Annotated in this window: 12 protein-coding genes and 1 riboswitch; of the genes, 5 read left to right on the plus strand and 7 right to left on the minus strand. The window is 73.0% G+C overall.

The window, feature by feature from the left end; genetic code table 11:
- The first annotated feature begins 93 nt into the window (after positions 1-93).
- The 4 genes from C4U03_RS17100 (at position 94) to C4U03_RS17115 (ending at position 3,189) form a co-directional block, all read left to right on the plus strand.
- Positions 94-1,275 carry a sensor histidine kinase gene (locus tag C4U03_RS17100; RefSeq protein ID WP_103938771.1) on the plus strand — a complete coding sequence of 394 codons (1,182 nt, stop codon included), beginning with the start codon at positions 94-96 and terminating at the stop codon, positions 1,273-1,275.
- Positions 1,276-1,455: 180 nt separating this feature from the next.
- Positions 1,456-2,100, plus strand: coding sequence for a response regulator (locus C4U03_RS17105; protein ID WP_103938772.1), 645 nt, complete (start codon positions 1,456-1,458; stop codon positions 2,098-2,100).
- Positions 2,097-2,429, plus strand: coding sequence for a hypothetical protein (locus C4U03_RS17110; RefSeq protein ID WP_103938773.1), 333 nt, complete (start codon positions 2,097-2,099; stop codon positions 2,427-2,429). The genes C4U03_RS17105 and C4U03_RS17110 overlap by 4 nt, the downstream gene beginning before the upstream one ends.
- A gap of 76 nt (positions 2,430-2,505) precedes the next feature.
- Entirely contained in the window at positions 2,506-3,189 is a 684-nt protein-coding gene (locus C4U03_RS17115) for a DUF4328 domain-containing protein (RefSeq protein ID WP_103938774.1), read from the plus strand.
- Positions 3,190-3,439: 250 nt separating this feature from the next.
- On the opposite strand, the gene C4U03_RS17120 is transcribed toward C4U03_RS17115, so the two are convergent.
- The 4 genes from C4U03_RS17120 to C4U03_RS17135 all read right to left on the minus strand — a co-directional run bounded on the left by C4U03_RS17120 (position 3,440) and on the right by C4U03_RS17135 (position 6,404).
- Complete coding sequence (locus C4U03_RS17120; RefSeq protein ID WP_103938775.1) at positions 3,440-4,903, minus strand: MFS transporter; 1,464 nt, start codon at positions 4,901-4,903, stop codon at positions 3,440-3,442.
- 87 nt (positions 4,904-4,990) lie between these two features.
- Positions 4,991-5,485 carry a MarR family winged helix-turn-helix transcriptional regulator gene (locus C4U03_RS17125; protein ID WP_103938776.1) on the minus strand — a complete coding sequence of 165 codons (495 nt, stop codon included), beginning with the start codon at positions 5,483-5,485 and terminating at the stop codon, positions 4,991-4,993.
- A gap of 144 nt (positions 5,486-5,629) precedes the next feature.
- The gene (locus C4U03_RS17130; protein ID WP_103938777.1) at positions 5,630-5,914 is read right to left on the minus strand and encodes a DUF6504 family protein; all 285 of its coding nucleotides are present in this window, start codon (positions 5,912-5,914) and stop codon (positions 5,630-5,632) included.
- Between the two features lie 217 nt (positions 5,915-6,131).
- Positions 6,132-6,404 (minus strand): hypothetical protein, encoded by a 273-nt coding sequence (locus C4U03_RS17135; RefSeq protein WP_235017921.1) that lies wholly within the window; start codon positions 6,402-6,404, stop codon positions 6,132-6,134.
- A 300-nt stretch (positions 6,405-6,704) separates the two neighbouring features.
- On the opposite strand from C4U03_RS17135, the gene C4U03_RS17140 reads away from it, so the two are divergent.
- Positions 6,705-8,483 (plus strand): serine/threonine-protein kinase, encoded by a 1,779-nt coding sequence (locus C4U03_RS17140; protein ID WP_103938778.1) that lies wholly within the window; start codon positions 6,705-6,707, stop codon positions 8,481-8,483.
- Here C4U03_RS17140 and C4U03_RS17145 read toward each other — a convergent pair.
- The 3 genes from C4U03_RS17145 to cobN form a co-directional block, all read right to left on the minus strand.
- Complete coding sequence (locus C4U03_RS17145; protein ID WP_200827287.1) at positions 8,456-9,421, minus strand: alpha/beta hydrolase; 966 nt, start codon at positions 9,419-9,421, stop codon at positions 8,456-8,458. The two genes, C4U03_RS17140 and C4U03_RS17145, sit on opposite strands and share 28 nt — an antisense overlap.
- A 37-nt stretch (positions 9,422-9,458) precedes the next feature.
- Positions 9,459-11,030, minus strand: a complete 1,572-nt coding sequence (locus C4U03_RS17150) for an outer membrane protein assembly factor BamB family protein (protein WP_103938779.1) — start codon at positions 11,028-11,030, stop codon at positions 9,459-9,461.
- Between the two features lie 141 nt (positions 11,031-11,171).
- Complete coding sequence (gene cobN / locus C4U03_RS17155; protein WP_103938780.1) at positions 11,172-14,921, minus strand: cobaltochelatase subunit CobN; 3,750 nt, start codon at positions 14,919-14,921, stop codon at positions 11,172-11,174.
- A 61-nt stretch (positions 14,922-14,982) separates the two neighbouring features.
- Positions 14,983-15,105, minus strand: a riboswitch (cobalamin riboswitch).
- Positions 15,106-15,169 lie beyond the last annotated feature (64 nt).

A 15,169-nucleotide genomic window follows, 5' to 3' on the forward strand; every position in this document is an offset into this window, starting at 1 on the left:
CCCCACTGACATTCCTTCGAACAGAAAATCGATCCCGGAGATCGGCCGAACGGCTGATGGAGGGCCGGGCGCGAGCCCGTACCCTCGGCTGCCATGAACAGCGGGGTGGTCGTTCAGGAGGACGCGCTGGAGCGGATCCACTCCTGCGGCGGGGTGCTGGTCCGGGCCGCGGTGCGGGGGCTGTCCGGGTTCTTCCTGCTGTTGTGCCTGCTGCTCGTCGGCCCGTCACCGGTCCGGCTGGGGCTGGTCGTCGCGGCCGGAGTGGCCGCGTTCGGAGCGGTCAGCGTCCGGGGAACGGCCATCTGGACGGTGGCCGCGTCCGGCGCGTCCGTCGTGGTGACCGTCCTGCTGGTGCAGCCGAGCGCCCCCGCGCTGAGCCCGGCCATGGTCGTGGAGGGGCCGGGGCTGGTGGTGCTGCTGGTACGGATGGTGTGGCGGGCCCCGGCGCACCGCGTTCCGCTGCTGGCGCCGCTGCCCGCGCTGGCACTGGCGGTGATGCCGCTACGGGCCTCTCCGATGTTCGCGGTGGCGGCGTCGATCCCGCTGGCCGGGCTGCTGGTGACCGCCGTCTGCATCGGCCTCTACCTGCGGGCGCTGGACGCGCGGCGGGCGCGGACCATCACCGACGCCCGCCGGGACGAACGGCTGGAGCTCGCCCGGGACCTGCACGACTTCGTCGCCCACCACGTCACCGGGATCGTCGTACAGGCCCAGGCCGCCCGGTTCGCGGCCGGCTCGGGGGCCGCGCAGACCCCCGAGCAGTTGGACGCGATGCTCGGCGGCATCGAGAAGGCGGGCACCGAGGCGCTGACCTCGATGCGGCGCATGGTGGGCCTGCTGCGCGACGACGGGGACACCTCTCCCGACGGGCACGCGCACGGCGGCCGTACCCGCCCCGTCGGAGACCTGGACCGGCTGGAGGAGCTGGTCGCCGGGTTCAACGACCCGCCCGCCTCCCTCGTGGTGGACCCCGGGGTGCGCGGGCTGCCCCCGGAGGTGGCCACGTCCGCGCACCGGATCGTGCAGGAGGCGTTGACCAACGCCCGCAAGCACGCCGCCGACGCAACCGCCGTACACGTCAGCGTCCGGCGCTTCCCTGAGGGAGTGGAGATCGCGGTACGCGACGACGGCCGGGGCGGAGGCCGCCGGCTGCCCGGCGGCGGCTACGGCCTGACGGGACTGGCCGAACGGGTACATGCGCTCGGCGGCCGACTGCACGCCGGACCGAGCCCGGTGGGCGGCTGGGAGGTCGTGGCCTTCCTGCCCGTGCCCTGACTTCCTCCCTCTGCCCGACACCGCAGCCAAACGGACACGCACGTCCGGCAACCGGCCACACACCCAACCAGGTCCGGTGGACGGCTGGGGGGCGAGGGCGTTTCTGTCCGTGTCCCGATCTCCCGTGGCCTGGAGGGCGCTGGAGGAACGGGCAGGGGCGTGGGCTGGGATGATGGCGCGATGATCCGCGTGCTGATCGCCGACGACCAGCGGATGGTCCGGGCCGGCTTCCGGATGATCATCGATGCGCAGCCCGGCATGCGGGTGGTGGCCGAGGCCGCCGACGGGGCGGAGGCCGTCGAACTGGCCCGCCGGCTGCGCCCGGACGTGAGCCTGCTGGACATCCGGATGCCGCGGCTGGACGGACTGGCGGCCACCCGACTGCTGGCCGGGCCGCAGGTGCCCGATCCGCTGCGGGTGGTGATCGTCACCACGTTCGACCTGGACGAGTACGTGTACGGAGCGCTGCGCGGCGGCGCGGTGGGATTCCTGCTCAAGGACGGCGGGCCCGCGCTGCTGGTCGAGGCGGTGCGCGCGGCGGTGAAGGGCGACACGCTGGTGTCCCCCTCGGTGACGGTACGGCTGCTGGAGCATCTGACCCGGCCCCGGCCGCCGGCGCGCCGGCCCCACGAGCCGCTCACCGGCCGCGAACTGGAGGTCGTCCGGCTGGTGGCGCGGGGCCGGACCAACGACGAGATCGCTGGGGAACTGTACGTGTCGCTGTCCACGGTCAAGACCCATCTGGGCAGCGTGCAGCGCAAGCTGGCGGCCCGGAACCGGGTGGAGGTCGCGGCCTGGGCGTGGGAGTCGGGGATCGTCCGTTGACGCTGACGGCGTTGCTGGTCCTCGCGGGTGCCGGCTGGCTGCTGGCCGCCGCCGGGCTGGGTCGCGGACCGGCGGAGACGGCGCGGACGGCGGCGCTGACCGCGCACGCACTCACCCCGTTCGGCGCGCTGCTGGTCAACGCGATCCTCGGCTACGGACTGCTGTACACGCTGATCGCGCTGACCGCCGAGTGGTGGGCGCTGTCGCTGGCCACACTGGGCCGTCCGCGGCGGCTGACCGACCCCGCCTCCGGCGGCCTGACCTGGCTGGTGGCCTGGCTGGCCGGGACGGCGGCGCTGACGTACGGGCTGGCCGCGTTGATCGTCTGAACGGCCGGGCCGCGACGACCGTCAAACCTACGTAGCATCTGCTTGAAATGGCCGCAAAGACTTCCGGAGGTGGCCAATGCCGTGTGCGCTGTGCGGCGACATCATCCCCACCGAGGTCGCCCGCTGCCCGGCCTGTGGCGCCTGGGCCCGGCGGCGCGACTTCCGGGCCATCGGTGTGGCGGTGTTCATGCTGCTGGGCTTCAACGCCTTCATCGCCCTCGGCTCCGGGATCAGCCTGCTGCGGTTGGACCGCCCGCTGGCCGAACTCACCCGGGACGGCTACGACGCCGGGGCCACCGGCCGGGCGCTGGCCCCCTACGCTGATGTCTTTACCGTCTCGGCGGTGCTGGCCGGGATCACCGGGGTGCTGTACCTGGCCTGGCTGTGGCGGGCCTACCGGCAGGCGTCCGGCCCCCGCCCCTACCGCAGCGGCTGGGTGGTCCTCGGCTGGGTGGTGCCGGTGATCAACCTGTGGCTGCCGCCCCGGATCGTGCACGACCTGTGGATCAGCAGCGGCCGGTTCAGCTCGGCGGGCCGGCACGCGGTGGGCGCGGTGGTGACCGTCTGGTGGGCCAGCGTACTGGCGGCGATCGGGCTGGCCCAGGCGTTCCCCGGCGGGGTCGCCAGCCTGGCCGAGGCCCGGTTCAGCGTCCATCTGGGGGTCGCGGCGACGGCCTGCCAGGCGCTGGCCGCCGCACTGTGCATGGTGACCGTCTTCCAGATCACCCGCCTCCAGGTCGGCCGCCCCCTGGCCGCCTGACCCGCTTCCGCCAAACGGCTTGTGCCCGGTCCACGCCGTGGACCGGGCACAAGCCGTTCTTCCGGACGCGTTCCACCGAACGGATCCCACCACGTGAGTTCCGCCGAACGGGTCCCACTGGACGGGTTCCGCAAATCCTGCCCGGACGGATTCCACAGAACGGCCGGACCCGCGCACCCACCTGGCGAAGCACTGGCCCCCACTGGAGCCGCAGGGCACCTGACGGGTGGGCTCCACCGGGCGGCTGGGATCAGGCGCCGACTCGGCGAGGCTCCGGTTCCGGTTGGGGTTGCAGGGTGGGGGCTGCAGGCTCGGTGCGCAGCACGGCGAGGGCGACGATCAATGCCAGGGCGGCCAGGCCCGCGCCGATGCCGAATGCCAGGTGGTAGCCGCCGGTCAGCGCCGCCGCGGCGGACTCGCCCTGGGCGCGCAGCCCGTCCGCCCGTCCGGCCGCCAGGGTGAGCAGGGTGGCCGAGCCGAGCGCCGCGCCGATCTGCTGGGTGGTGTTGAACAGGCCGGAGACGACCCCGGAGTCCTGCTCGGTGGCCCCGGACATGCCCAGCCCGGCCATCGAGGGCAGCGCCAGCCCGGCCCCGGCGGCCGCCAGCATCATCGGGACCAGCAGGTCCGGCACGTACCGGGCGTCCTCCGGCACCTGAGTGAGCAGCGTCAGCCCGGCGGCGATCAGCAGTAGGCCCGCCGCCAGCACGGCCCGCGCCCCGAAGCGGGCGATGAGCCGGGCGGTGACGAACAGCGTCAGGACGCCGATCACCGCGGCGATGGGGAACATCGCCCAGCCGGTCCGCGCCGCCTCATAGCCGAGGACCCGCTGCAGGTAGAGGGCCATGACGAACTGGAAGCCGAACATCCCGGCGACCACCAGAGCCTGGACCAGGTTGGCGCCGGAGACGTTGCGGGAGCGGAAGACCCGCAGCGGCAGCAGCGGCTGGGCGGCCCGGCTCTGGCGGAGCACGAAGGCGGCCAGCAGCGCCAGCGACAGCGCGCCGGTGCCCAGGGTGCGCGCCGACGTCCAGCCGTGCCGTTCGGTCTCCACGATCGCGTAGACGCCGATCATCAGCCCGCCGGTGACCAGCAGGGCGCCCAGCACGTCGGCGCCCCGGCCGAGCCCGATCCCCCGGTCGGCGACCAGCACCCGCGCCGCCAGCGTCCCGGCGAGGACCCCGATCGGCACGTTGACGAAGAAGATCCAGTGCCAGCCGAGCGCGTCGGTGAGCACGCCGCCGGCCACCAGCCCGAGCGAGGCCCCGGCGGCGCCGACGAAGCTGTAGGCGCCGATCGCCCGCATCCGCTCGCGCGGCTCGGGGAACAGCAGCACGATCATGCCCAGGCTCACCGCCGAGGCCAGCGCGCCGCCCACCCCCTGGGCGAACCGGGCGGCGATCAGCATCGCCGGGGTGGTGGCCAGCCCGCACAGCAGCGAGGCCAGCGTGAACAGCGCCAGCCCGGCCAGGAACACGCGCTTGCGGCCGACCAGGTCGCCGAGCCGGCCGGCCAGCAGCAGCAGTCCGCCGAAGGCGATCAGGTAGGCGTTGACCACCCAGGCCAGCCCGGAGGCGGACAGGCCCAGGTCGGACTGGACGGCCGGCAGCGCCACGGTCACGATCGTGCCGTCCAGGATGATCATCATCATTCCGGCGCAGAGCAGCACCAGGGCGAGCCGGCGGGACCGGCCGCCCGGCGGGGTCGAGGACATGGTCGTCTCCTGTGTTCGTCGCACAGGAGAGACCGTAGCAGATAGTTTTGTTGTAGACGATCCTCTATGGATTTATCTTCTTGCGGACTACTTTCGGGCCGTCCGGGCCCGTCGCACCGGCCGGCCACTCTCGGCGGGCACCGCCAGATGCCCGGCGACCAGCCGTTCCAGAGCGCTGACGAACACCTCCCGCTCCTCCTCCGGCAGCGCCTCCAGCACCCCCCGATGGACGGCGTCCACGATCTCCACTCCCGCCCGCGCCTTGCGCGCCCCGGCCTCGGTGACCGAGACGATCCGGGCGCGCCGGTCGGTGCTGGAGGTCCGCCGCTCGGCCAGCCCTGCCTTCTCCAGGGCGTCGACCGTCACCACCATCGTGGTCTTGTCCAGATCCGCCAGTTCCGCCAGTTCCGCCTGGGTCCGCTCGGCCTCCATGGCGTGTATCAACACGCAGATGGCGCGCGGCGTGACGTCGATCTCGTCCAGCGCCGCCGCCAGCCGAGTGTGGAGCACATGGCCGGCATGGTTGAGCAGGGCGGCGAGATCGGGGACGGTACGAACCGGGGCGGCGGACGTGGTGAGCATGACACCACGATACCCGGATCGTTCCGCTAGTAGATAATCTGCCGACGAAACCAAATCGGCCGCCCACGCGGCGCCGAGAAGGTCACGCCCGCACAATGCCCCGAGTAAGGGCATTGCGACGCGCGGGTCCGGGAGGGTGTCCCTTCAGGCCCCTCTCCGCGAGAGCGTCCAGGCGTCGGCGGCCGACTCGTGGCGCAGTTCGCAGAGCACGAGTTCGTCGCCGCAGGATGCCTCAACCTTCCAGAACTCGCGTTCTCCGGGGTTCTCCCAGAACGGGTCGCCGGTGTGCTGCTCGTTCCACCAGTTCCGGGTGGTGATCCAGTGCTCCAGTACGCGCAGCACGCGGTGCGGCCGCCCCCGCCATGTGAACTCGACCGGCCGCCCGCAGGCCACCACGACCTCGATCGGATCCCCGAACACCCGCGCCATCCGCCTGCCCCGCCTCCGAGGCCGGGACGCCCGGGACCGCCCGAGAGGGGCGTCCCGCCCGCACGGCCTCATAGCTCCGGACGAGTGCCGCACGGGGGAAGGCATGCGGCTCTCCTTCGAACATACGTTCGCAGGGCAGTCTAGGAAGCCCAGGGGCGGGGCCGCAAACACCGGCCCGACACCCGGCCCGTCGCGGTCACCCGGCCGAGGGCACCGGTCAGCCCAGCATGCGGGCTATCTGGTCGGCCGCGCGGGCGGGCTGCGTGACGTCCCCCATGCCGCCCCCGGCCCATAGGTAGAACCAGCCGTCCCCGGTCGGCATGGCGACCACCATCACCTGCCGCCGGGTCACCGGGTTGGCCACGTGCAGCACCGACTCGCCCGGCCCGGCCAGCCGCCAGCTCAGCCCACGAGCCTCAATCTCATATGCCAGCGCGGCGAGATGATGCCGCCGCGCGTCGGCCATCTCCCGCGCCCCGACCACCGCCACCCGATCAACCGCCTCGCCTGTGCGAGCAGTCGACGCCAGGTGGCGCACCGCAAGGAAACGGCGACATTCGGTAACTCCGCCTCAAGGATGACCCGCTCACTGCCGACAAGGCACCCGGTCAAATCGATCAACCGGTCCCAACGGGACAATAGCGGTTCGGACCACGTGTTTTCGTCGTAACGCAGACGGAGCGCGCGCCGGGCGCGTTCCCGGGATCGGCAGGCACGGGCGAACCGTCCCCAGACGGGAGATCCGTCCCGCTATGGTGGCCCTGGCCAGGCAGTCGACCCCAGGACCGAGATGACCACCCACGCCGGATCCCATGGCAACGCGTTGCACCCGGAAGACCCCCGGGAACTGGGCTCCTACCGGCTGCTGGGCAGACTGGGCCGCGGCGGCATGGGCACCGTCCTGCTCGGTCAGGACGCCGCCGGCCGGCGCGTCGCCGTCAAGGTCATCAACCGGGAACTGGCCGGGGAGGCGGCGTTCCGGGAACGGTTCCGGCGCGAGGTCACCGCCGCCCGCCAGGTCCGCCGCTTCTGCACCGCCCCGGTCCTGGACGCCGAACTGGACCGCGACCCGCTGTACGTCGTCACCGAGTTCATCGAGGGCCCCAGCCTGGAACGCGCCGTGGCCGAGCGTGGCCCGCTGCCGGGCTCGGACCTGGAGGGCCTGGCCGTCGGGGTGGCGACCGCGCTGGCGGCCATCCACGGGGCGGGCATCGTGCACCGCGACCTCAAGCCCGCCAACGTGCTGCTGTCGGCCACCGGCCCGCGGGTCATCGACTTCGGCATCGCCCGTGCACTGGACGCGGTGGACGGCCCCACCCGTACCGGCCAGTTCGTCGGCACGCCCAGCTACCTGCCGCCGGAACTGCTCCGCGGCGAGCCGGTCACCCCCGCCTCCGACATCTTCTCGTGGGGCTGCGTGATCGCCTACGCGGGCACCGGACGGGCGCCGTTCGCCGGCGCCACCCTCCCGGAGATCCTCTACAAGGTCGCGCACGAGGAGCCGAGGCTGGACGGCCTGGACCCGATGCTGCGCGGCCTGGTCACCGCCGCACTCGACAAGGACCCGCGCAACCGCCCCACCACCGGGGACCTGCTGGCCCGGCTGGTCGGCCAGGAGCAGCCCGACCCGGCCCGGCTGGCCGAGACCGTCCAGGCGGCCTGGCACGGCCCCGCTCACCTCGCCGCCGCATCCGTTCCGCCGGGCGGGTCGCCCGGCGGGGCCCATGTCGTCCCCGGGCGACCGGACGAGGCCGCGCGTCCGTCCCCGAACGGGGGCACGCACGCGCTCCCGGATGGCCCTGGCGGCATCGCGCACCCGTCCCCCGGCGGATCGGGGGAACCCACCCGCGCCGACCACGTGTCACCGCGCACCGGACGACGGCGGGGGCCGGTCCTCGGGGGCGTCGCCGTGCTCGCGGCGGCGGCCCTGGCCGCCGGAGCGGCCGCCTGGTTCACCCTCCGGCCCGGCGACGGCGCGCCGAAGACGTCCGAGCTGCCGACGATGCTGCTCGACGACAACTTCAACGACCCGCAGTCCGGATGGGACCAGGGCGTCTTCAAGGACCGCTACAAGGACGGCTACTACACCCTGCCGGTCGACTCGGTCATCGACACCTCGAAGGCGTCCCAGACCCCGGTCCCCGCCGAGAAGCTGCCGGAGTCGATCGTCGCCGAGGTCAAGGTCCGGGTCGACTCCGAGGGCGCCCAGGCCGAGGGCGGCCTGTACTGCGGCCGTGAGGACCTGTGGTACGAGCTGCTGCTACGACGCGACGGCACGGCCCGGATCCGCAAGGTGACCAAGGACCGCGGGCTGGAGATCGGGACCGCGGGCAAGGCCACGATCGACCCGAAGGCGTTCAACCGGGTGACGGCCCGCTGCGCCCAGGGGGAGGACCGGATGACCCTCACCCTCTGGGTGAACGGCAAGCGAATGGCCGAGGTGACCGACCACGACCGGCCGCCCCTGCCGGTGGACCGGATCGGGCTCGTCGCGGGCCGGCCGTCCACCAAGGACCCCACCCTGGTGGCCCGCTTCGACGACTACGTGCTGGGCGGCGAGGGCAAGTAGCCGCGCATCCACCGGTCCAGTTCGTCGAACACCTGGTCACGAGCCTGCTTGGCGGACAGCACCAGATCGTGCACCCCGCCCTCGACCCGCACCAGCGTCACATGCGGGCCGAGCCGGGGCGCCCACCGGGCGATCTGCTGCACATCCAGCACGACGTCCGCGCTGGACACCGCGGCCGCCGCGGCCCTGCCCCGGGCGCTACGGGTGGAGGCCATCACCAGCACCGGCACGTCGATGTCCAGACCCGCGTGCAGCCGCGCCTGGCCCCGCCGGATGGCCGCCAGCCAGGCCGCCCGCACCGGGAACCCGTACAGCGGCTTCCACTCCAGGTTGAACTCCCACTCACCGTCGTGGTCGCAGTGCAGGCTGCGGGCGTACACCCCGGCCGGGGGCGCCGGCAGCTTGGCCTTCGGCCAGCGCGCCCGCAGCACCTTGGAGAACACGTCGCCCGCCACCCGGACCGCCGGGGGGATGTTCATGTCGAAGAACGGGCTGTTGAGGAACAGCCCCTGCACCAGGCCGCGCCCCGTGACCCGGTCGGCCCACAGCGCGGTGGTCAGCCCGCCGGTCGAGTGGGCGTTGACCAGCAGCACATCGTGCCCGTCCTCCTCCCGGACGATCCGCACGGCCTCGTCGATCTCGGCGAAGTACTCGCTCAGGCTGTGGACGAAGTTCGGCGTCTGGTGCGGCAGCAGCGAACGGCCGTACTTGCGCAGGTCCAGCGCGTAGAAGTCGAACCCGCGCGCCACGTAGAAGTCGGCCAGGTGCTTCTGGAAGAAATAGTCCACGAACCCGTGCACGTACAGCACGGCCCGCCGTGACGGGTCGGTGCACCGCCGCCGCACCAGCGTGGCGACGACCTCCCCTTCGGAGTCCTTCCCCATCGGCAGCACGATCGCCTCGTACTCGGGACCGAGCACGTCCACCGACACGTCCACAGGCAGCTCCCTCCGCGCGCGTAGGGGTCAGACTAGGTCACTTCACCCTTAGGACGGCGACCGGGAAGGCGTCCACGGACGTGGCGTCCTCGGAGACGACCACGTACCGGCCGCCCTGGGAGTACAGCGCCACGTCGGACGTCAGCCAGCGGAAGCGGGTCACCCCGAGGTGAGTGGCCCTGCCGTCGCGCAGTGACAGGGAGAGCAGGTCAGGAGCCCGGGGGCCGTCGACGAGGACCAGGACCCGGTCCCGCTCGGCCTGGACGGCCTCGATGTCCTCCACCCGCGTGGACCAGCGCAGCCTGCCGTCGCCGAGCCCGTACGCCTGCAGGTCGTTGCGGCCCCTGTCCTTTTGGGCCGAGGCGACGAGCAGGTCGCCCTGGACCATCAGCCCGCGGACCGGCGCGGCGTCGAAGCCGGCGTCGCTGGTGTTCAGCCGCCGGTGCCCGTCGTCGATCTCGACGGTGGCGAGGATACGGCCGCTCTGGTCGAGCGACACCACAACGTCGATCCCCCGCTGCCCTCCCTCCCGTACGTGCGCGACGGCGGGCGAGGCCGACAGCAGGGTGACGTTGGCGGAGGTGCTGCGGATCGGCACCGGGACCTCCCAGCGGGTCTTGCCGTCGGCAGGGTCCACGGCCCACAACTTCGGCGCGGCCTCCGCGCAGGTGACCTCGACCAGGAACTGGCCCGCGCCGCCGGCCACGTCGTCGAAACGGCAACGCTCGTCCGCCTGCCGCTCCCAGCTCTTCTCGCCTTCACGCAGGCCGAATCCCTGCAGCAGACGGTCGGTCTGCACGACCGCCACGTCACCGGCCACCGCCACCATGTCCGGGGTCGTCCCCCTCGGCAGGGACAGGGGCACCGTGAGCCCACCCGGCCGTCTGTACTGCTCTCTGGTCTGCGGCGGCAGCCCCCGCAGGTACTCCTCCGTCGCAGCGGCGGCCAGGTCCTTGGTCCACAATGCCCGCCCGTTCGACAGGTTGACCGCGGCGACCTGGGAGCACATGTCGTTCTCCTTGCCGTACCCGACCAGGCCGACGCCGCCGTCGGCGCCACGGCTCATCGCGCACAGCACCTGCGGGGCGGGCACGTGGTAGACCCAGCGGACGTCCCCGGTGGCCAGGTCGTAGGCCGACAGCCGGTCGAAACGGGCCCGGATCACGGTGGAGCCGTGCAGCCAGCTTCCCTCGCCCTGGACTCCGGAGGGCCGCTCCCGGGCCGCCGCCCAGGCCGTCTCCAGGACGTCGCCGTGCAGCCAGCCGAAGAGCAGCTGGCCGGGGACGACGCCCAGCAGCGCCGCGACCGCCAGCACCGGCAGGCCGAGCCTGGCCTTCAACCCGCTGACCAGCGCGACGAACGCCACCGGCACGGTGACTATCAGGGACAGGAACGACAGGGTCAGCATGAGCGTGCTGCCGCGCGGGCAGTTCCCGTAGCTGACGCCCTCGCCGCTCCCGCACGAGCCCCCGGACTCCACGCCCAGCGCATGCCAGTTGCGCACCTGCAACGTCACCGCGACGCCGAGGGCGAACGCGGCCACAAGGCCGATCGCCAGACGCTTCACCGGGACCCGGGCGAGCCGTTTTCCCGCAGACTCCGATGCCATGGCAGCGGCCCTCCTTCACGCGACCGCGCCGTGCGGTGCGCCGGGATTATGACGGGCCGCAGGGCCCGTCCGGCAACAGATCCCGGCCGATCGGCACTGTCCGGATCCGGACATCAACCTGGCGTCCGGGGGCCGGTCAGGCTACTGTCCCGCCTCCAGGTCTCCTTCGAGTTCGAGGTAGGTCGCGCGCAGCCGGTCCAGGACGGCCGGGTCCGGCTCGGCCCACAGGCCCCGGTCGGCGGCCTCCAGCAGGCGTTCGGTGATGCCGCGCAGCGCCCACGGGTTGGACCTGTTCATGAACTCGCGGTTCTCGGCGTCGAAGACGTACTCCTTGGCGAGGGTCTCGTACATCCAGTCGTCCACGACCCCGGCCGTGGCGTCGTACCCGAACAGGTAGTCCACGGTGGCGGCCAGCTCGAACGCGCCCTTGTAGCCGTGCCGCCGCATCGCCGCGATCCAGCGCGGGTTGACGACCCGGGCGCGGAACACCCGGTGCGTCTCCTCCGCCAGCGTACGGGTCCGCACCTGGTCGGGCACCGCCGAGTCGCCGACGTAGGCGGCCGGATTGGCGCCGGTCAACGACCGGACCATGGCGACCATGCCGCCGTGATACTGGAAGTAGTCGTCGGAGTCGACGATGTCGTGCTCGCGGGTGTCGGCGTTCTTGGCCGCCACCGAGATCCGCCGGAACGCGGCCTCCATGTCAGGGCGGGCCTGGCGGCCGTCCAGGCCCCGCCCGTAGGCGTAGCCGCCCCACACCGCGTACACCTCGGCCAGGTCGTGGTCGTCGCGCCAGTTGCGGGCGTCGATCAGCGGCAGCAGCCCCGCCCCGTACACGCCCGGCTTGGAGCCGAAGATCCGGGTGGTGGCCCGCCGCCAGTCGCCGTGCCGGGCCTGGTCCTCCAGGGCGTGCGCCCGCAGGTAGTTGCGGTCGGTGGGCTCCTCCAGCGCGGCGACCGCCGCGATGGCGTCATCGAGCAGCCCGATGACGTGGGGGAACGCGTCCCGGAAGAAACCGGAGATGCGCAGCGTCACGTCGATGCGGGGCCGGCCCAGCTCCGCCAGGGGGACGACCTCGAAGCCGGTGACCCGGCGGGAGGCGTCGTCCCACACCGGGCGGCAGCCGATCAGCGCCAGCACCTCGGCGATGTCGTCGCCCTGGGTGCGCATCGCGCTGGTCCCCCAGACGGTCAGGCCCACGCTGGAGGGGTACTCGCCGGTGTCGTCCAGGTGCCGCTTGATCAGCGAGTCGGCCAGCGCGACGCCGACGTCCCAGGCGTTGCGGGACGGGATCGCCTTGGGATCCACGGAGTAGAAGTTGCGGCCGGTCGGCAGCACGTTGACCAGCCCGCGGGTGGGCGAGCCGGACGGCCCGGCGGGGACGTGGCCACCGTCGAGGGCGTGCAGCACCGCGTCGATCTCCCCGGAGGTGGCCGCCAGCCGGGGGACCAGTTCCCCTGAGGCGAAGCGCAGCAGGTCCTCCATCCACTGGCCGGGCGCCTCCAGCACCCTGCCGCAGACCTCGTCGAGGATGGGCGCGGAGGTGTCCCAGTCGTGCTCCTCCATGGCCTCGACGACTGCGCGGGCCAGCCCCTCCAGGATGTCGACGACGTCGGAGGCGGTGCGCGGCGGCTCGGGCCAGCGGGCGTGGTGGACGGCGAGCCGGTACGGGACGGGGATCGTCCCCGGCGGGGCGGTGTCGGGGTTCTCCTCGCCGTCCGGGCCGGGCCGGATGTGCACCCTGCGGCCGGGCTCGGTCAGCAGTTCCTTCTCGTCCACGTCGTACATACGGGCCAGCAGGGCGCGCAGGCCGGGGAACGCCCCGGCCTGGCCGCCCCAGACCTGGGTGGCGCGCAGGACCGCCAGGATCAGGTTGACGCGGGCCTCGCCCTCGGGCGCCTGGCCGAGGATGTGCAGCCCGTCGCGGATCTGCACGTCCTTGATCTCGCACAGGTAGCCGTCGACGTGCAGCAGGAAGTCGTCGAACTCCTCCTCGCCCGGCATCTCCTCGGTGTGCAGGTCGTGGTGGAGCTGCGCGGCCTGGATCAGCGTCCAGATCTGTGCCCGTACCGCCGGGAGCTTGGCCGGGTCGAGCGCCTGCACGGTGGCGTACTCGTCCAGCAGTTGCTCCAGCTTGGCCAGGTCGCCGTAGGTGTCGGCGCGGGCCATCGGCGGCACCAGGTGGTCGACGACGGTGGCGTGCCCGCGCCGCTTGGCCTGGGTGCCCTCACCGGGGTCGTTGACGATGAACGGGTAGACCAGCGGGAGGTCGCCGAGCACCGCGTCGGGCGCGCAGCCGGCGGCCAGCCCCAGCCCCTTGCCCGGCAGCCACTCCAGCGTGCCGTGCTTGCCCAGGTGGATCACCGCGTCCGCGCCGAACTCGGCGTCCAGCCAGCGGTAGGCGGCCAGGTAGTGGTGGGACGGCGGCAGGTCCGGGTCGTGGTAGATCGCGATCGGGTTCTCCCCGAAGCCCCGGGGCGGCTGGATCATCAGCACCACGTTGCCGAACCGCAGCGCGGCCAGCACGATGTCCTCTGATTCTCCTGAGGTGTCCACGTACAGCTCGCCGGGCGGCTCGCCCCAATGCTCCCGGATGCCCTCGCGCAGCTCGTCCGGCAGGGCGGCGAACCACTGCTCGTAGGTCTTCAGGGGGACGCGGGCGGGCGCCTGCCGCAGTTGCTCCTCGGTCAGCCACTCCACGTCGTGGCCACCCGCCGCAATCAGCGCATGGATGAGGGCGTCGCCGCTGCCGGGGTCCTGCCAGAGGGTGTGGTCGTCGCCGAGGTCGTAGCCCGCCTCGGCCATGCGGCGCAGTAGCCGCACCGCCGAGGTGGGAGTGTCCAGCCCGACGGCGTTGCCCACCCGCGAGTGCTTGGTCGGGTACGACGACAGCACGACGGCGACGCGGCGTTCGGCGGCGGGCCGGTGCCGCAGCCTGGCGTGCCGCACCGCGATCCCGGCGACCCGCGCGGCCCGCTCTGGATCGGCCTCGTACACGGGGATGCCGTCGGGGCCCTCCTCCTTGAACGAGAACGGCACCGAGATCAGTCGGCCGTCGAACTCGGGGATCGCCACCTGCATCGCCGCGTCCATCGGCGACAGCGCCGCGTCCGACGCCTCCCACGTCGCCCTGGAGGTGGTCAGGCACAGCCCCTGGATCACCGGCACGTCCAGCGCGGCCAGCGCCCCGGCGTCCCAGGCGTCCTCGTCGCCCCCCGCGCCGGCCGCCGAGGCGACCGCGCCGCCGGCCGCCAGCACCGTCGCGACCAGCGCGTCGGCCCGGCCCAGCAGGTCCAGCAGCCCCTGGTCGGCGCCGCGCAGGGAGCCGCAGAAGACCGGCAGCGCGTTGCCGCCGCGCCGCTCGACGGCCTCGCACAGCGTCTCCACGAACGCGGTGTTGCCCGACAGCTCGTGCGCCCGGTAGAAGACCACTCCCACCGTGGGCCTGCCGTCGTGCCAGGGCCGCTCGCCGTGCACCCCGTACGAGGGCATCGCGACCGGCGGCTCGAACCCCTCGCCGGTCAGTAGCACCGTGTCCGACAGGAAACGGGCCAGCTCCCGCAGGTTGGCCACCCCGCCCTCGCGCAGGTAGTCCAGCGCCTCGGCGGCGACCCCCGCCGGAACGGTCGACAGCGCCATCAGCTCGGCGTCCGGGTCGGCCTCCCCGCCCAGCAGAACGAGCGGCAGCCCGGTGGCCCGCAGCGCCTCGATCCCCTCCGGCCACGTCTTGCGGCCCCCCAGCAGCCGGACGACCACCACGTCCACGCCCTCGGTCAGCGCGGGCAGCTCCGTAGGCTCCACCCGCACCGGATTGGCGGTCACATACCCGGCCCGCGCCGCGCGGGCGGCGAGCAGCTCGGTGTCGGCCGTGGACAGCAGCAGTACGCGCATCGGGCGCCTCCCCCGGGGTTCCGCGCCCCGGCATCGAGTGAAGCGGTCGGCGACGGCGGGCAGTCTCCTGGCTCCCGGATCACCGCGTCTCCCCCGGCCTTCCAGCGTCACCGCCGTGGCCACCTGCGGGGGAACGCTCCCCGGTCACAGTTGCGGGACAGCCCCGGATTCTCACCGGGTTCCTCCCCTGCCGTCGCCCGGCAGTCTAGGCAACACCGGCCCGCAGTGGCCCGCCGGGGCAGGGCGCG

The organism is Thermomonospora echinospora, assembly GCF_900108175.1.
Lineage (GTDB): Bacteria > Actinomycetota > Actinomycetes > Streptosporangiales > Streptosporangiaceae > Thermomonospora > Thermomonospora echinospora.

Excerpts from the sequence above, each read along its gene's own strand:
- C4U03_RS17100 (WP_103938771.1), top strand. The coding sequence starts at position 94 with ATGAACAGCGGGGTGGTCGTTCAGGAGGACGCGCTGGAGCGGATCCAC.
- C4U03_RS17105 (WP_103938772.1), top strand. The coding sequence starts at position 1,456 with ATGATCCGCGTGCTGATCGCCGACGACCAGCGGATGGTCCGGGCCGGC.
- C4U03_RS17115 (WP_103938774.1), top strand. The coding sequence starts at position 2,506 with ATGCCGTGTGCGCTGTGCGGCGACATCATCCCCACCGAGGTCGCCCGC.
- C4U03_RS17120 (WP_103938775.1), bottom strand. The coding sequence starts at position 4,903 with ATGTCCTCGACCCCGCCGGGCGGCCGGTCCCGCCGGCTCGCCCTGGTG.
- C4U03_RS17125 (WP_103938776.1), bottom strand. The coding sequence starts at position 5,485 with ATGCTCACCACGTCCGCCGCCCCGGTTCGTACCGTCCCCGATCTCGCC.
- C4U03_RS17130 (WP_103938777.1), bottom strand. The coding sequence starts at position 5,914 with ATGGCGCGGGTGTTCGGGGATCCGATCGAGGTCGTGGTGGCCTGCGGG.
- C4U03_RS17140 (WP_103938778.1), top strand. The coding sequence starts at position 6,705 with ATGACCACCCACGCCGGATCCCATGGCAACGCGTTGCACCCGGAAGAC.
- C4U03_RS17150 (WP_103938779.1), bottom strand. The coding sequence starts at position 11,030 with ATGGCATCGGAGTCTGCGGGAAAACGGCTCGCCCGGGTCCCGGTGAAG.
- cobN (WP_103938780.1), bottom strand. The coding sequence starts at position 14,921 with ATGCGCGTACTGCTGCTGTCCACGGCCGACACCGAGCTGCTCGCCGCC.